The 14,327-nt window shown below is 67.7% G+C and carries 11 protein-coding genes; 2 read left to right on the top strand and 9 right to left on the bottom strand.

Features of this window, described 5'->3' with window-relative positions; all coding sequences use genetic code 11:
• Positions 1–18: 18 nt before the first annotated feature.
• The 9 genes from FHT37_RS20100 to FHT37_RS20140 form a co-directional block, all read right to left on the bottom strand.
• On the bottom strand, positions 19–1,305 hold the full coding sequence (locus FHT37_RS20100) for a class I SAM-dependent RNA methyltransferase (RefSeq protein WP_183483884.1): 1,287 nt from the start codon (positions 1,303–1,305) through the stop codon (positions 19–21).
• A gap of 107 nt (positions 1,306–1,412) precedes the next feature.
• Positions 1,413–2,936 (bottom strand): RNA polymerase factor sigma-54, encoded by a 1,524-nt coding sequence (locus FHT37_RS20105; RefSeq protein WP_091730501.1) that lies wholly within the window; start codon positions 2,934–2,936, stop codon positions 1,413–1,415.
• A 14-nt stretch (positions 2,937–2,950) separates the two neighbouring features.
• The gene (lptB, locus tag FHT37_RS20110; RefSeq protein ID WP_091730505.1) at positions 2,951–3,718 is read right to left on the bottom strand and encodes an LPS export ABC transporter ATP-binding protein; all 768 of its coding nucleotides are present in this window, start codon (positions 3,716–3,718) and stop codon (positions 2,951–2,953) included.
• Positions 3,715–4,338: a lipopolysaccharide transport periplasmic protein LptA gene (lptA, locus tag FHT37_RS20115; RefSeq protein WP_091730510.1), complete on the bottom strand. Its 624-nt coding sequence runs from the start codon at positions 4,336–4,338 to the stop codon at positions 3,715–3,717. The genes lptB and lptA overlap by 4 nt, the downstream gene beginning before the upstream one ends.
• Positions 4,339–4,480: 142 nt before the next feature.
• Positions 4,481–5,353, bottom strand: coding sequence for a hypothetical protein (locus tag FHT37_RS20120; RefSeq protein ID WP_183483886.1), 873 nt, complete (start codon positions 5,351–5,353; stop codon positions 4,481–4,483).
• A complete protein-coding gene (locus tag FHT37_RS20125) occupies positions 5,341–6,390 on the bottom strand; it encodes a type IV toxin-antitoxin system AbiEi family antitoxin (RefSeq protein WP_255489857.1) in 1,050 nt (349 codons plus the stop codon). Before FHT37_RS20125 ends, FHT37_RS20120 begins: the two co-directional genes overlap by 13 nt.
• Before the next feature lie 130 nt (positions 6,391–6,520).
• Positions 6,521–8,206 (bottom strand): ABC transporter ATP-binding protein, encoded by a 1,686-nt coding sequence (locus tag FHT37_RS20130; RefSeq protein ID WP_183483889.1) that lies wholly within the window; start codon positions 8,204–8,206, stop codon positions 6,521–6,523.
• A gap of 4 nt (positions 8,207–8,210) precedes the next feature.
• Positions 8,211–9,263 (bottom strand): ABC transporter permease, encoded by a 1,053-nt coding sequence (locus FHT37_RS20135; RefSeq protein WP_183483891.1) that lies wholly within the window; start codon positions 9,261–9,263, stop codon positions 8,211–8,213.
• Positions 9,260–10,198 carry an ABC transporter permease gene (locus tag FHT37_RS20140; protein WP_091730516.1) on the bottom strand — a complete coding sequence of 313 codons (939 nt, stop codon included), beginning with the start codon at positions 10,196–10,198 and terminating at the stop codon, positions 9,260–9,262. The genes FHT37_RS20135 and FHT37_RS20140 overlap by 4 nt, the downstream gene beginning before the upstream one ends.
• Before the next feature lie 392 nt (positions 10,199–10,590).
• On the opposite strand from FHT37_RS20140, the gene FHT37_RS20145 reads away from it, so the two are divergent.
• Positions 10,591–12,390, top strand: a complete 1,800-nt coding sequence (locus tag FHT37_RS20145) for an ABC transporter substrate-binding protein (protein ID WP_183483893.1) — start codon at positions 10,591–10,593, stop codon at positions 12,388–12,390.
• A 22-nt stretch (positions 12,391–12,412) separates the two neighbouring features.
• The gene (locus FHT37_RS20150; protein ID WP_183483895.1) at positions 12,413–14,311 is read left to right on the top strand and encodes an ABC transporter substrate-binding protein; all 1,899 of its coding nucleotides are present in this window, start codon (positions 12,413–12,415) and stop codon (positions 14,309–14,311) included.
• Positions 14,312–14,327: the final 16 nt, after the last annotated feature.

Below are 14,327 nucleotides of genomic sequence, written 5' to 3' on the forward strand. Positions count from 1 at the left end.
GGCCCCCACCCGGCGAAGTTATTCGTCGGAGTCAGTGGTCCCAGCGTTCTGCCGGCGCGCGGAGCCGGCCACCAGGTCGAACTTGAACAGCCGGCATTCGATCGGGCCGTTCCACATCGGGATGCGGCGCGACTCCTTCAGCCGCATCTTGCTCGGCAGCTTCATCTCCGGACACAGCAGCCAGGCCGTCCATCCCGCCTCGTGCTGCGTGTAGGCGCGCTTCCAGTGGGCGGACAGGCGCGGGAAGAAGTCGTCCCCAGCGTCGCGTTCCTCGGACAGCGCGCCGCCGTCCATCCGGTGCGCACCGGCCTTGCCGCGCACCTCGATCCGCTCGCCATACGGCGGGTTCAGCATCAGCGTGCCGGGCATGTCCGCCGGCAGCTTCGGCGCGGGACGCTCCAGCGCATCGCCGCCGTTGAACTGGATGTACTGCGCCACGCCCGCGCGCTCGGCATTGCGGCGCGCGAAGTCGACCATCCGGAACGACACGTCGCTGGCGAAGATCGGGACCTCGGGCGGATGCTCCGCGGCGCGCGCCTGGTCCTTCATCGCGCGCCAGGCCGGCAGCAGCGGCTGGAACGGCGCGAGCTTCTCGAAGGCGAAGCGGCGCTGGATGCCCGGCGCGATGTTGCAGGCGATGGTCGCCGCCTCGACCGGGATGGTGCCCGAGCCGCAGCACGGATCGCTTAGCGCGCCGCCCGCCTCGCGCGTGCCCTTCCAGCCCGCCGCGGCCAGCATCGCCGCGGCCAGCGTCTCCTTCAGCGGCGCATCGCCCTTGTCCTCGCGCCAGCCGCGCTTGAACAGCGATTCGCCGGAGCTGTCGACATAGACCGTCGCCAGGTATTCCGTGAGGTGCAGCTGCAGCGGCAGGTCCGGCCAGCGCGTGTCGACGCTGGGGCGCTCGCCGCTGGCCTCGCGCAGCACGTCGCAGACGGCGTCCTTCACCCGCAGGGTCGCGAAGTTCAGGCTGTGCAGCGGCGAGCGCTGCGCCGTCGTGTCCACCCGCAGCGTCTGGCGCGGGGTGATCCAGCGCGTCCAGTCGACGGTGCGCGCGATCGCGTAGATGTCGTCCTCGTGGCGGTATTCCTCGCGGGCCACTTCGATCAGCACCCGCTGCGCGAGCCGGCTGTGCAGGTTCAGCCGCATCACCGCGGCCAGCGTGCCGTACAGGCCCACGCCGCCGCGGAAGGCCTTGGGCCCGTCCAGGCATTCGTCCGGGCCGAGGATGTCGCGGACCTCCGCCTCCAGCCAGTCTTCGACGCCGGCGGCGCAGGGCAGGAACAGGTGGTAGGCGGAATCGGACATCGTGGGGCGGCGTGAGGAAGCGGGCGCCGCAGCGCCCGGGGATCAAGCGGCGGATTGTCCCACCGACAGGCGATCGGGGCTGCTGCCCCGCGACGCGGGGTTGGCGCTCAGCGCGCCTTGCGCAGGTTGGCTGGCGCGAGCTTGAGCGCCTCGCGGTACTTGGCGACGGTGCGGCGCGCCACGGTGATGCCCTGCTCGCCGAGCATCGTCGAGAGCTGGCTGTCCGACAGCGGGCTGGTGGCGTCCTCGGCGGCGATGAACTGCTTGATCAGCGCCCGCACCGCCGTGCTCGAGGCATTCCCGCCCGCCTCGGTCGACAGGCTGGAGCCGAAGAAGTACTTCAGCTCGAAGGTGCCCCAGGGCGTGGCCATGTACTTGGCCGTCGTGACGCGCGAGATGGTCGACTCATGCAGCCCGAGTTCATCGGCGATCTCCCGCAGCACCAGTGGCTTCATCGCCAGCTCGCCATGGGTGAAGAAGCCGCGCTGGCGTTCGACGATCGCCTCGCTGACGCGCTGGATGGTGTCGAAGCGCTGCTGGATGTTCTTGATGAACCAGCGCGCCTCCTGCAGCTGCCCGCCCAGCGGCGAATTGCTGACGCCGCCACGCGTGGCGCGCAGCGCTTGCGCGTACAGCTCGTTGATGCGCAGCTTGGGCAGCACGTCCGGGTTGATCGAGACGCGGAAGTTGCGGCCGGCCTTCTGCACGATCACGTCCGGGATGACCGGCCGGTTGTCGCTCTGTGCGTAGCGGCGGCCGGGCTTGGGCTCCAGGCCGGCGATCAGCGATTGCGCGTCGCGCAGCAGTTCCTCGTCGGCGCCGGTCAGCGACATCAGCCGGCGCCAGTCGCGCTTGGCCAGCAGGTCCAGATGGCGGCGGCAGACGACGACCGCCAGCGCCTGCTCCGGCGAGCGCGGCAGCGTGCGCAGCTGCAGCTCCAGGCATTCGGACAGATCGCGCGCGCCGACGCCGGACGGCTCCATCGACTGCAGCCACTTGAGCGCCACCTTGAAGCGGTCCAGCAACTCCTCGCGCTGCTCCGCGTCGGCCTCCTCGCCCAGGATCGCGGCGACCAGCTCCTCGAGCGGATCCTCGAGGTAGCCGTCCTCGTTCAGCGATTCGATCAGCGCCAGCAACGCCGCGCGGTCCACCGCGCTCAGGTTCATGCCGGGGATCTGCGCCCGCAGCACGTCCTGCAGCGATTCCGACGGCGCCTCCGTCTCTGGCCGCTCGTCGTCGTCGCCCGAGGACGAGGCCGCGCTGCCCGGCGTCTCGCGGATGCCGTCGAAGTCGTCGCCCTCGGTGCCGTTCTCCCAGTCGTCGCGCTCGGTGGTGCCGAATTCCTCGGCGCGCATCTCCTCCCCCGCGGGCGCGTCGCCGGACGGCGCCTCGGACTCGGTCTGCGCGACGCGCTCCTCGCGTTCCTCGCGCTCGGTCAGGCGCTCCTGCGTGGCGGTGGGCAGCGGGGCGTCGAATTCCTCGTCGGTCTCCAGCAGCGGATTGCTGGCGAGCATCTGCTCCACCTCCTGGTGGAGCTCCAGCGTCGACAGCTGCAGCAGACGGATGGACTGCTGCAGCTGAGGCGTCAGCGCGAGATGCTGGGACAGGCGAACCTGTAGCGTCGGCCTCATGTCCGGCTCCGGCCCTACATCTTGAAGTGTTCGCCGAGGTAGACCCTGCGCACGTCCTGGTGCTCGACGATGTGCTGGGGCGTGCCTTCGGCGAGCACCGCCCCCTCGCTGATGATGTAGGCGCGATCGCAGATGCCCAGCGTCTCGCGCACGTTGTGGTCGGTGATCAGCACGCCGATGCCGCGCTGCTTGAGGAAGCGGATGATCCGCTGGATCTCCAGCACGGCGATCGGGTCCACGCCGGCGAAGGGCTCGTCCAGCAGGATGAAACGCGGCTGCGTGGCCAGCGCGCGGGCGATCTCGACGCGCCGGCGCTCGCCGCCGGACAGCGCCGGCGCGGGCGTGTCGCGCAGCTTCTCGATCGAGAGCTCGTTGAGCAGCTTGTCCAGCTCCGCGTCGATGCGCGCGGACGACCAGGCCTTGCCCTTGTCGTCGAGCTGCAGCTCGAGCACGGCGCGGATGTTCTCCTCGACATTGAGCTTGCGGAAGATCGAGGCCTCCTGCGGCAGGTAGCTCAGCCCCATGCGCGAGCGCTGGTGGATGGGCAGGGTTTGAACCGGGCGGCCGTCGATCTGGATCTCGCCGGCGTCGGCGCGGACCAGGCCGACGATCATGTAGAAGCTGGTCGTCTTGCCGGCGCCGTTGGGGCCCAGCAGGCCGATGACCTCGCCGCTGTGCAGGTCGAGGTGGACGTCCTTGACCACCTTCCTGACGCCGTAAGACTTCTGCAGCCCCCAGGCCTGCAGGCGGCTCCGGGAGGTGTTCGTGCGGGCTTGGGTCATTGCTGGGGCGACTGGCGGGGCGTCAGGTTGATGCTGGGACGCAGCGGCAGCGGGGCGCTGCTGGCCGGCGGCGGTTCGCTCGCGGCATTGCGCGGCATCAGCACGACGCGACCGCGGCCGCTGGGATGCGGCGAGGCGGCGCCGGTCTCGACGACCAGGCGCTCGGTGCGGTTGTCGTAGTTCAGCGTGGCGCCGGACAGCGCCTGCTTGAGCTGGTCGCCCTGCATCACCCGCGCCTCGGCGTTGCCGACCAGGCGGATGGTCTCGGTGCGGGTGTCGTATTCGATCTGGTCGGCGCGGCCCTCGATGCGCTCGCCCGGGGTGTCACGGTCCTGACGGAAGTGGACCTGCTTGGCGGAGGTGCCGTTGGCGTAGGCCTGGTAGTAGCCGTCGCTGGTCTCCTGGACGTCCATGCGCTCGGCGCGCAGCTCCATGGAGCCCTTGGTCATGATCACGTTGCCGTTGAACTCGGACCGCTGCCGGACCTTGTCGATCGCGCCTTCGCGGTCGAAAACCAGGTTCAGCGGCTTCGTGCGGTCGTCCTTGGAGGCCTGCGCCCAGGGCGCGGCGAGGGCCAGCGCGAGCGCGCTCGACAACAGCAAGGGGCGACGAAGCGACATGGGGGAATCCTGACGGCACAAAACTTGCGAGCCATTCTAGCCACCGCTTTGGAGGGTGGTGGGAGGGGGCCGCGAGTTCGCGGGGCCCCCGGCTTCGCGGTTGTGGAAAGTTGGGTTTTCTGCGTGGGCGCTCGAGAGCTTCTCAAAGTCGAAGGCCAAGGGCGCGCAGCCAGGCGTCGACTTGACCGAACGCGTCCAGTTGCCATTGGTCTGGCGTGCGGTCCTCCAGGACGCGGTGCCTCTCCACGAACTCGCGCACGCAAGTCGGCCCGAATCCATCCGGCGAATCGAACTTGCCGGCAATGAAGTCATAGCCCTTTCGGCCGTCCCCGTGATCCAGCAAAGGACGGCATGCCGCCGACAGCGCCGCAATTCCCCCGGGGTAGTTGCGCACGCAGTAGTAGATGTCGTAGGCATCCTTCTGCTTATAGCGGTTCTCGATGGCGTAGCCCTTCATCGCCAATAGCGCGGGAATCGAGCACACCGCCACTTCCACCTTGTTGCTACCCCCATTGGGCATCGTTCCCGAGATGGCGACGAACTCCTTGAAGCGAAGCGCCAACTCGGCACCACTGGCGCGTTGTACAGCGAAGTCTTCGACCAGCGGGGGACGATTCCTTGCGATGACGGCGTCCCGCGGCATCAGGAAGTCGACGATCACGTCGATGGAGGGGCCTCCGTCCACCGGGAGGATCTGGCGAACCAATTGGAAGCGCTTGAGGTTCTTGCGCTGCCGGTAGCCGTGGCACAGCAGCGATTCGACAAGATGCGCGTATTCGCCGTCGCCCAATGCTTCCGAGTCGAGTCCCAAGTCGACGTCGAGCGTGCCCACGTGGCGCATGTCGCCGTCCTGGGCCAGCAGCAGCCATGGGACGGACCCTCCCACGACGGCAAACTTTCCCTTGAAGTCGCCCAGGATCTGGCCGACTTCGATCAGGACTGACTTGACCGCCGCTGTCGTGCGGTCGTCGTAGTCGCCGGAACTCTGAAGCCTGTTGACGGTCAATTCTTCCATTGCAGCTTCTCCTGCCGAAGGTGGTCGGCCGCCTCCCGGCCTCGTTCGCCCGAGGCGAACAGGTCGAGGTAGGTTTGAACGACGCTTGTGCAGCGGATGCCAGCAACGGGTTCGATGGCATCACGGAAGAAGCCCGGATCGTCGATCACCGTGATATCGACATTGGCGCCGCGGCCCGCGGTCACCAATCCCAGCGTACGACACAACAGGTCAGCGCCGTTCCGATCCGCATAGAAGGAGTCGACGCTGGTGCGTCCATAGGGCGCCAACCATTTCGCGGCCGAGAACGTGGACAGGATGGCCGATCCCTCCAGTTCATGCGCGCGCGCGCGCAGCGTATCGTCGAAGGCTCCGCCATGCAGGGTGGTGTAGAAGCTTCGACGCTCGCCCGAAGGCGGTGCGTATTCGGCGCGCCAGGCGTCGAGCAGGCCGTCCGGGCGCGCCAGGAAAACGCCTTCTTCCGATACCTCAGCCCAGCCCCGATCCAGGAGACTGGCGCGCACGTTGCTCACATGACCCACGCTGACGAGCGTCTCCCTTGCGAGGTCGGCAACGCGCCAGCGTTTGGACGGTTCGCGCAACAGGCAGCGCAGCACTGCTGCGGATTTGGCCTTGAACAGCGAGCGCAACTCCCGCCGCTCGGATGCAGGCCTTTCGGCCATGGTGCGCGACAGGAAGAACCCAGGGAACGCGATTCGTGCATTGCCTTGCAGATCGAGGTAGCCGACGTTGCTCTCGACGCACAGGGCTCGAGCGTCCTCGGACAGGTAGGGGGCAACGAACAGGGGGATGACCACGCCCAGCTGTTGCTCCACATAGCGCTTCAACTGGAACAGCGCGGCCTGCACATGACGAGGCTGTCCGTTGGACTTCACCTCGCCGGCCAGGACGTGTTCGCGACCGTGGACGGTCACGCGGCAAACGAAGTCGATCGGCGTGTCAGCGACCGCCGAAGAGGTCACGATCTCCATCCGGTCGACACCCGGGACTTCGAGCAAGGCTGCTCGAAGGAGTTCGACCGCCTTGTCGGGGTTCATTGGATCGCCAGATTTCAACATGCGCTGAAATTAGCAAATCCAGTGAACAAGTCAAGGAATTTCACCAAATCGTCCATTTTCAGCGTTTGCTGAAAAAGCGGAGGACGTGAAATTCCGAGGATCTGGTGACTCAGGCGGCCGCCGACTCTCGCCCCTGGTAGCCGCGCGGCACGGCGCCGAGCAGGCGCTTCGTGTATTCCTGCTGGGGCGCCAGGAGCAGCGCGCGGGCGTCGTTCTGCTCGACCACGTCGCCGTGCTGCATCACCAGCACCTCGTCGGAGATGAACTTCACCACCGCCAGGTCGTGGCTGATGAAGATGTAGCTCAGGCCGAACTCGTCCTGCAGGTCCTTGAGCAGGTTCAGCACCTGGGCCTGGACCGACACGTCCAGCGCCGACACCGCCTCGTCCAGCACCAGCACCTCCGGCTTGAGCGTCAGGCAGCGCGCGATCGCGATGCGCTGGCGCTGGCCGCCGGAGAACTCGTGCGGGTACTTGTGCAGCGCGCTCTCGTCCAGGCCGACCTTGCGCAGCAGCGCGCTCGCGGTGGCCAGGCGCTCCTCGTGGCTGGCGCCGATGCCGTGGATCTCCATCGGCTCCAGCAGCGTCTGCGAGATGGTGAAGCGCGGGTTCAGCGACGCATACGGGTTCTGGAAGACCACCTGGATCCGGCGGCGCATCTTCTGCCAGTCCGGACCCGTCATCTTCAGCAGGTCCCGGCCCTCGAAGAGCACCTCGCCGCCGGTGGGTTCGTGCAGGCGTAGCAGGGTCAGGCCCATCGTGGTCTTGCCGGAGCCCGACTCGCCCACCACGCCCAGCGTGTGGCCCTTGCGCAGCTGGAAGTCCACGCCCTTGACGGCCTTGAACTCGGTCTTGCCGAACAGGCCCGACTTGAAGAAGAAGCTCTTGCGCAGCCCCTTGACCTCCAGGATCACCGGCGCGGCCGGATCCTTGGCCTTGCCCGCGCCCTGCGCCGCGCGCCCGGCGATGTGGTCGTCGATGACCATCAGCCGCGCCGGGTTCTCGGTCAGCGAGGGCCGGCAGGCCAGCAGCGCCTTCGTGTAGGCGTCCTGGGGGTTGTGGAAGATGTCGGCCACCGGGGCCTGCTCGCGGACCTCGCCATGGCGCATGACCACGACCTGGTCGGCGATCTCGCCCACCACGCCCAGGTCGTGCGAGATGAACAGCATGCTCATCTTGTGCGTGTCCTTGAGCCTGGCCATCAGCTCCATCACCTGGCGCTGGATGGTCACGTCCAGCGCGGTGGTGGGCTCGTCGGCGATCAGCAGCTTGGGATTGCAGGCCAGCGCCACCGCGATCATCACGCGCTGCTGCTGGCCGCCGGACATCTCGTGCGGGTAGCTCTTGAGCCGCCGCTTCGGGTCGGGGATGCCGACCTCGTTGAGCAGCTCCTCGGCGCGCACCAGCGCCTGGCGCCGGCTCATGCCCAGGTGCTTGATCAGCGGCTCCATGATCTGGTCCGCGACCGGGAACACCGGGTTCAGCGAGCTCATCGGGTCCTGGAACACGCAGGCGATCTCGCGCCCGCGCACCGACTGCAGCTCCCGCAGCGAGGTCTTGAGCAGGTCGCGCCCCTGGAACAGGATCGCGCCGCTGCGCTCGGCGTTGTCGGGCAGCAGGTTGAGGATGGACATCGCCGTCACGCTCTTGCCGGAGCCGGACTCGCCCACCAGCGCGACGGTGCGGTTCTCGGGGATGTCGAAGCTCACGCCCTTGACGGCCAGCTGGCGCTGCATCACGCCGCCGGTCCTGCCCATGCGGAAGGCGACCTTCAGGTCTTGAATGCTCAACAGCATGGCGTTACTCCAGACCGCGCAGTTTGGGATCGAGCGCGTCGCGCAGCGCATCCGTGAAGAGGGCGAACGCGGTGACGAACACCGCCATGAAACCGGTCACGGCGGCCAGCTGCCACCAGTAGCCCAGGATCAGCTCGCTCTGGGCTTCCGCCAGCATCGTGCCCCAGGACACCTGGTCCACGCTCACGCCAAGGCCCAGGTAGGACAGGATGACCTCGCTCTTGATGAAGCCCACGACGTGCAGCGACAGCTGCACCAGCGCCACGTGCGACACGTTGGGCAGGATGTGCTTGAACATGCGCGAGGCCTTGCTCGCGCCGATGGCCTCGGCGCTGCGCACGTACTCGCGCACCGAATGCTTCATGAACTCGGCGCGCACCAGGCGGTAGATGCCGGTCCAGCCCGCCAAGCCCAGGATCATCACCACCGGCAGCACGCCGCGGCCGAAGACGACGGCGAACGCGAAGATCAGCAGGATGTTGGGCATCGCCGTGAAGACGTTGTAGACCCACTCCAGGAAGTCGCCGACCTTGCCGCCGTAGAAGCCCGACAGCGCGCCCAGCACCGTGCCGATGAGGGTGGCCACCAGCGCGGCCAGCACGCCCACCATGATGGAGATCTCCGCGCCCTTGATCGCCTTGGCCAGCACGTCGCGGCCCAGCCGGTCGGCGCCGAAGGCCAGCGTCTGCGCGCGCGGCGCCTCGTCGGTCTTGTACTGCTTGGCCCGTTCGGTCCACTCGGCGTACTTGGGCGCGAGCGGGTCGATGTCGCTGAGGTCGACGTTCGGCCCCTTGGGCTGGGCGATCGCGCCGGCCGCCTCGGCGGGCGCGGGGCCCATGAAGGTCGGCGGCGCATTCGGCACGCCGGTCTCCTTCTGCCAGTCGCGGGCCACCAGGCCCAGGCCGGCGGCCAGCACCAGCAGCAGCGACAGCGCCACCACCACCATCGAGAACACGCCGACCTTGTCGGACTTCAGGCGCCGCCACGAAGCGGCCCACACGCCCTGCGAGCGCTTCGGCGCCGCGACCGCGGTCTGGTTGGACAGCACTGCGCTCATTTGAGGACCACCCGGGGATCAACCAGCTTGTAGAGGAGGTCGGTGACGAGGTTCACCACCATCGTCAGCGCCGCGATGTAGATCGCGAAGGCCTGGATCACCGGATAGTCGTTGCGGTTGACCGCCAGCAGGATCTCGCGGCCCAGGCCCGGGATCGAGAAGAAGACCTCCAGCAGGAAGGAGCCGACGAACACGCCGGGCAGCGCCACCGAGATGTTGGTCATGATCGGGATCATCGCGTTGCGCAGCACATGCTTGAGCAGGATGGTCTTCTCGGTCAGGCCCTTGGCACGCGCGGTGCGGACGTACTCGTGGCCGATCTCGTCGAGGAAGAAGGTGCGGTACAGCCGCGTGTACGGCGACAGCGCCACCGCCACCGCGACGAACACCGGCAGCGGCGCGTAGGTCGTCAGGTTGGTCCACAGCGAGTCGCTCCAGCCCTGCACCGGGAACCAGCCCAGCCGGAACGCGAAGACGTACTGCGCCACGATCACGTAGACCAGCAGCGAGATCGACACCGCCACCGTGGTCAGGATCATCACCGCGCGGTCGGTCAGGCTGCCCCGCATGTAGGCCACGGCCAGCGCGAAGGGGATCGCCAGGATCACCTCCAGCACCAGGATGGGCAGCATCACCGTCAGCGTGGCCGGCATGCGCGTGGCGAAGAGGTTGGCCACCGACTCGTTGGTCGCCCAGCTCTTGCCCCAGTCGAAGGTCACGATCTGCTGCAGGAAGATCAGCAGCTGTTCCCACACTGGCTTGTTCAGGCCGAGCTGCTCGCGGATGGCTTCGATCTGGTCCTGGCTGGCGTTCAGGCCGCCCAGCACTTCGGCGGGATCGCCGCCAAACCATTTGAAGAGGAAGAACACCAGCAGCACGACGCCCAACAGCGTGGGGATCATTTGCCACAGGCGCCTGATGAGATATGCCGCCATGACCGCGGGACTCCAAGCAAGCGCCGCCGGGATCGCGCGAGCGTCCGGCGACCGATAAAGACAAACCCCGGACGCTTGTGACGGCCGGGGCCTGCGGGTCGAAAAATCACGCGCGAGTCTACGTGAGCGCCTCTCACCGCCGCACCGGCATTTGCCCTGAATCCATCGAAGAAAACTGATGAAGCACGCTCGTGGAAGCAGGCGCATCCATCCGCAGTGCGCCCTGGCGACGGGGCGGGTCCCGCTCTCGGGGTTGTTGGCATGGCGGGCGCGGACATCGCCCACTAGACTGGCGCGCTTTCGAATTCAAGGACGGCTTCCAGATGCGACGCGGCATGGCCGGGACACAATCCCAGGCGCTCTTACTTTCGGCATCCCTCGCGGCCCTGGCGATGTTCACGGTGATCCCGTCGACCGCCCGCGCCGCCGACGAGGCCGCCACCCCCGCGCCCAAGGTGCTGCGCTACGCGATCCGCGTGGCGGAGACCGGTTTCGATCCGGTGCAGGTCACCGACCTGTACTCGCGCAACGTGACCTCGGCGATCTTCGACGCGCCGCTGCGCTACAGCTTCCTGGGGCGGCCCTACCGGCTCGAGCCCAACATCACCGACGGGCTGCCCGAGGTCTTCGATGACCACAAGCGCTTCGTCTTCAAGATCAAGCCCGGCATCTACTTCGCCGACGATCCGGCGTTCAAGGGCCAGAAGCGCGAACTGGTGGCCGAGGACCTGGTCTACACCGTCAAGCGCCACTACGACCCGCGCAACAAGAGCGGCCACCTCTACCGCCTGGAGGGCGCGAAGATCCTGGGCCTGTCCGAGGTGCGCGCCGAGGCGCTGAAGAACAAGACGCCGTTCGACTACGCGCGCCCTGTCGACGGCGTGCGCGCGCTGGACCGCTACACGGTCGAGATCCGCGTCGCCAACAGCGATCCGCGCTTCCTGTACCACTTCGCCGATCCGATGGTGGGCATCGTCGCGCGCGAGGTCGTCGAGGCCTACGGCGACCGAATCATGGAGCACCCCGTGGGCACCGGCGCCTGGCGCCTGGCCGAGTGGCGCCGCTCCTCGCGCATGGTGCTGGAGAAGAACCCCAACTTCCGCGACGTGCGCTATCACGAGGAGGTCGGCCCGGACCGCCCGGCCGCGCTGGTCGAGGCGGTCAAGAAGCTGCAGGGCCGCAAGCTGCCGATGGTGGACCGGGTCGAGATCTCGGTGATCGAGGAATCCCAGCCGCGCTGGCTCGCCTTCCTGCGCAAGGAATTCGACTTCATGGACGAGCTGCCGGAGGACTTCGCGCCGGTGGCGATCCCGCAGAACAAGCTCGCGCCCAACCTCGCCAAGGACGGCATGCGGGCAATCCGCTACGAACGCGCGGACATCTCGGCGTCCTACTTCAACATGGAGGACCCGGTCGTCGGCGGCTACACGCCGGAGAAGATCGCGCTGCGCCGCGCGATCGCGCTGGGCGTGGACGTCGAGCGCCAGGTGCGGCTGCCCCGCAAGGGCCAGGCGATCCCGGCGCAGGGCATCATCTCGCCGGGCGTGACCGGCTACGACAAGGCCTTCAAGACCGAGATGAGCCAGTACGACCCGGCCCGCGCCAAGGCGCTGCTGGACCTGTATGGCTACGTCGACAAGGACGGCGACGGCTGGCGCGACCTGCCCGACGGCAGCCCGCTGGTGCTCGAGTACGCGACCCAGCCCGATGGCCGCAACCGCCAGCTCGTCGAGCTCTGGCAGAAGGACATGGATGCGCTGAAGGTGCGCATCAAGTTCAAGATCGCCAAGTGGCCGGAGAACCTGAAGGCCGCCAACGCCGGCAAGCTGCAGATGTGGGGCATGGGCTGGAGCGCCGACATCCCCGACGGCGAGAACTTCCTGGGCCTGGCCTACGGCGGCAGCAAGGGGCAGTCGAACAAGGCCCGCTTCGATCTGCCCGAGTTCAACGCGCTGTACCGCAAGCAGCATTCGATGGCCGATGGTCCCGAGCGCGTCGCGGTGATGCAGGATGCGCAGCGGCTGCTGACGGCCTACATGCCCTACAAGGTCGAGGTGCACCGCATCTACACCGACATCACCCAGCCCTGGGTGCTGGGCTACGACAAGAACCTCTACCAGCGCGACTTCTACACCTTCGTCGACATCGACACCGACGCGCTGGCCAAGGCCCATGTGAACAAGAAGCCCTGAGCGCTTCGACGACCGCCCCGCCATGACGACGATCCGCGCCCGCCGCCCGTCCTCGAACCTGCGCGGGGCCGTCCTCGCGTCCCTGCTGGCGCTGGCCGGCCTGAGCGCCGCGCAGGCGACGGACGGCGCGAGCGCGCCCGCGACGTCCCCGGCATCCGCGGCGTCCCCGGCCTCGGCCTCGGCCCCCAAGGTGCTGCGCTACGCCTTCCGCGTCGCCGAGACCGGCTTCGATCCGGCCAAGGTCAGCGACCTCTATTCGCGCATGGTCACGCCCCACATGTTCGAGGGGCTCTACACCTACGACCAGTTGGCGCGTCCCGCGAAGATGAAACCGCTGACCGCGGCGGCGCTGCCGGAGAGCGCCGACGACTACAAGCTGTGGACGGTCAAGCTGCGCCCCGGCATCTATTTCTCGGACGATCCCGCCTTCAAGGGCAGGCGGCGGGAGCTGACGGCCGAGGACTACGTCTACACCTTCAAGCGCTTCGCCGATCCGGCTGTGGCCTCGCCGTCGTGGAGCGAGGTGGAGGAACTCGAGCTGCTTGGACTCAACGAGTACCACGCGCAGGTCCGCAAGTCCGGCAAGCCCTTCGACTACGACAAGCCCATCGAGGGCCTGCGCGCGCTGGACCGCTACACGCTGCAGTTCAGGACCAAGGAGACGCGGCCGCGCCTGATGGAGGTCTTCGCGCAGGGCGACCTGTACGGCGCGGTCGCGCGCGAGGTGATCGAGGCCTATCCGGGCGACTCGATGGCGCATCCGGTGGGCACGGGGCCCTTCGTGCTCAAGCAGTGGCGGCGCAGCTCGCTGATGGTGCTGGAGCGCAACCCGCATTACCGCGAGCGCTTCTACGACCAGGAGGTCGATCCCGCGCCGGACGATGCCGAGGGCCAGGCGCTCAAGGCGCGCTTCAAGGGCCGCCGCCTGCCGATGATCGATCGCGTCGAGATCGGCGTCATCGAGGAGAACCAGCCGCGCTGGCTGTCCTTCCTCAATGGCGAGTACGACTTCATCGAGCGCACGCCGGAGGACTTCATCAACCAGGCGATGCCCAACGGCAAGCTGGCGCCCAACCTCGCCAAGCAGGGCAAGCATGCCTACCGGACCGTGGCCTCGGACGTGCTGTTCACCGTGTTCAACATGGAGGACCCGCTGGTGGGCGGCTACACGCCGGACAAGATCGCGCTGCGCCGGGCGATCGCGCTGGCCATCGATGTCGAGCGCGAACTGCGGCTGGTGCGCCGCGGCCAGGCGATCCCGGCCCAGTCGCTCTACATGCCGGGCACGACCGGCTACGACCCGGCGTTCAAGAGCGACATGAGCAGCTTCGACCCGGCGCGCGCCAAGGCGCTGCTGGACCTGTACGGCTATGTCGACAAGGACGGCGACGGCTGGCGCGACCGGCCCGACGGCTCGCCGCTGGTGCTGGAAAGCCTGACCACGCCGGAGCAGTTCCAGCGCCAGATCGACGAGATCGTCCAGAAGAACCTCAACGCGGTGGGGCTGCGTATCGCGTTCAAGCCGGCCAAGTGGCCCGAGAACCTCAAGGCGCTGCGGGCCGGCCGCTATCAGATCTGGTCGCTGGCGACCTCGGCGGCCAAGCCCGATGGGCAGGACTCGCTCGCGCGCATGTACAGCGGCCAGATCGGCGCGCAGAACTACGCGCGCTTCCGGTTGGCGGCCGTCGACAAGCTCTACGACGAGGCCTCGCACCTGCCCGACGGGCCGGAGCGGCTCAAGATCTTCGACGAGACCAAGCGCTACGCCACCGCCTACATGCCCTACAAGTACCGCGGCCACCGCTTCATCACCGACATCGCCCAGCCACAGCTGATCGGCTACCGCCGGCCGCAGTTCTGGCAGAACTGGTGGGAGTACGTGGACATCGATCCCGACGCCGCCGCGAAGTTCAAGCACTAGCCTCCGAGGTCCCGAC

Source organism: Mitsuaria sp. BK037, assembly GCF_014193045.1.
Lineage (GTDB): Bacteria > Pseudomonadota > Gammaproteobacteria > Burkholderiales > Burkholderiaceae_C > Roseateles.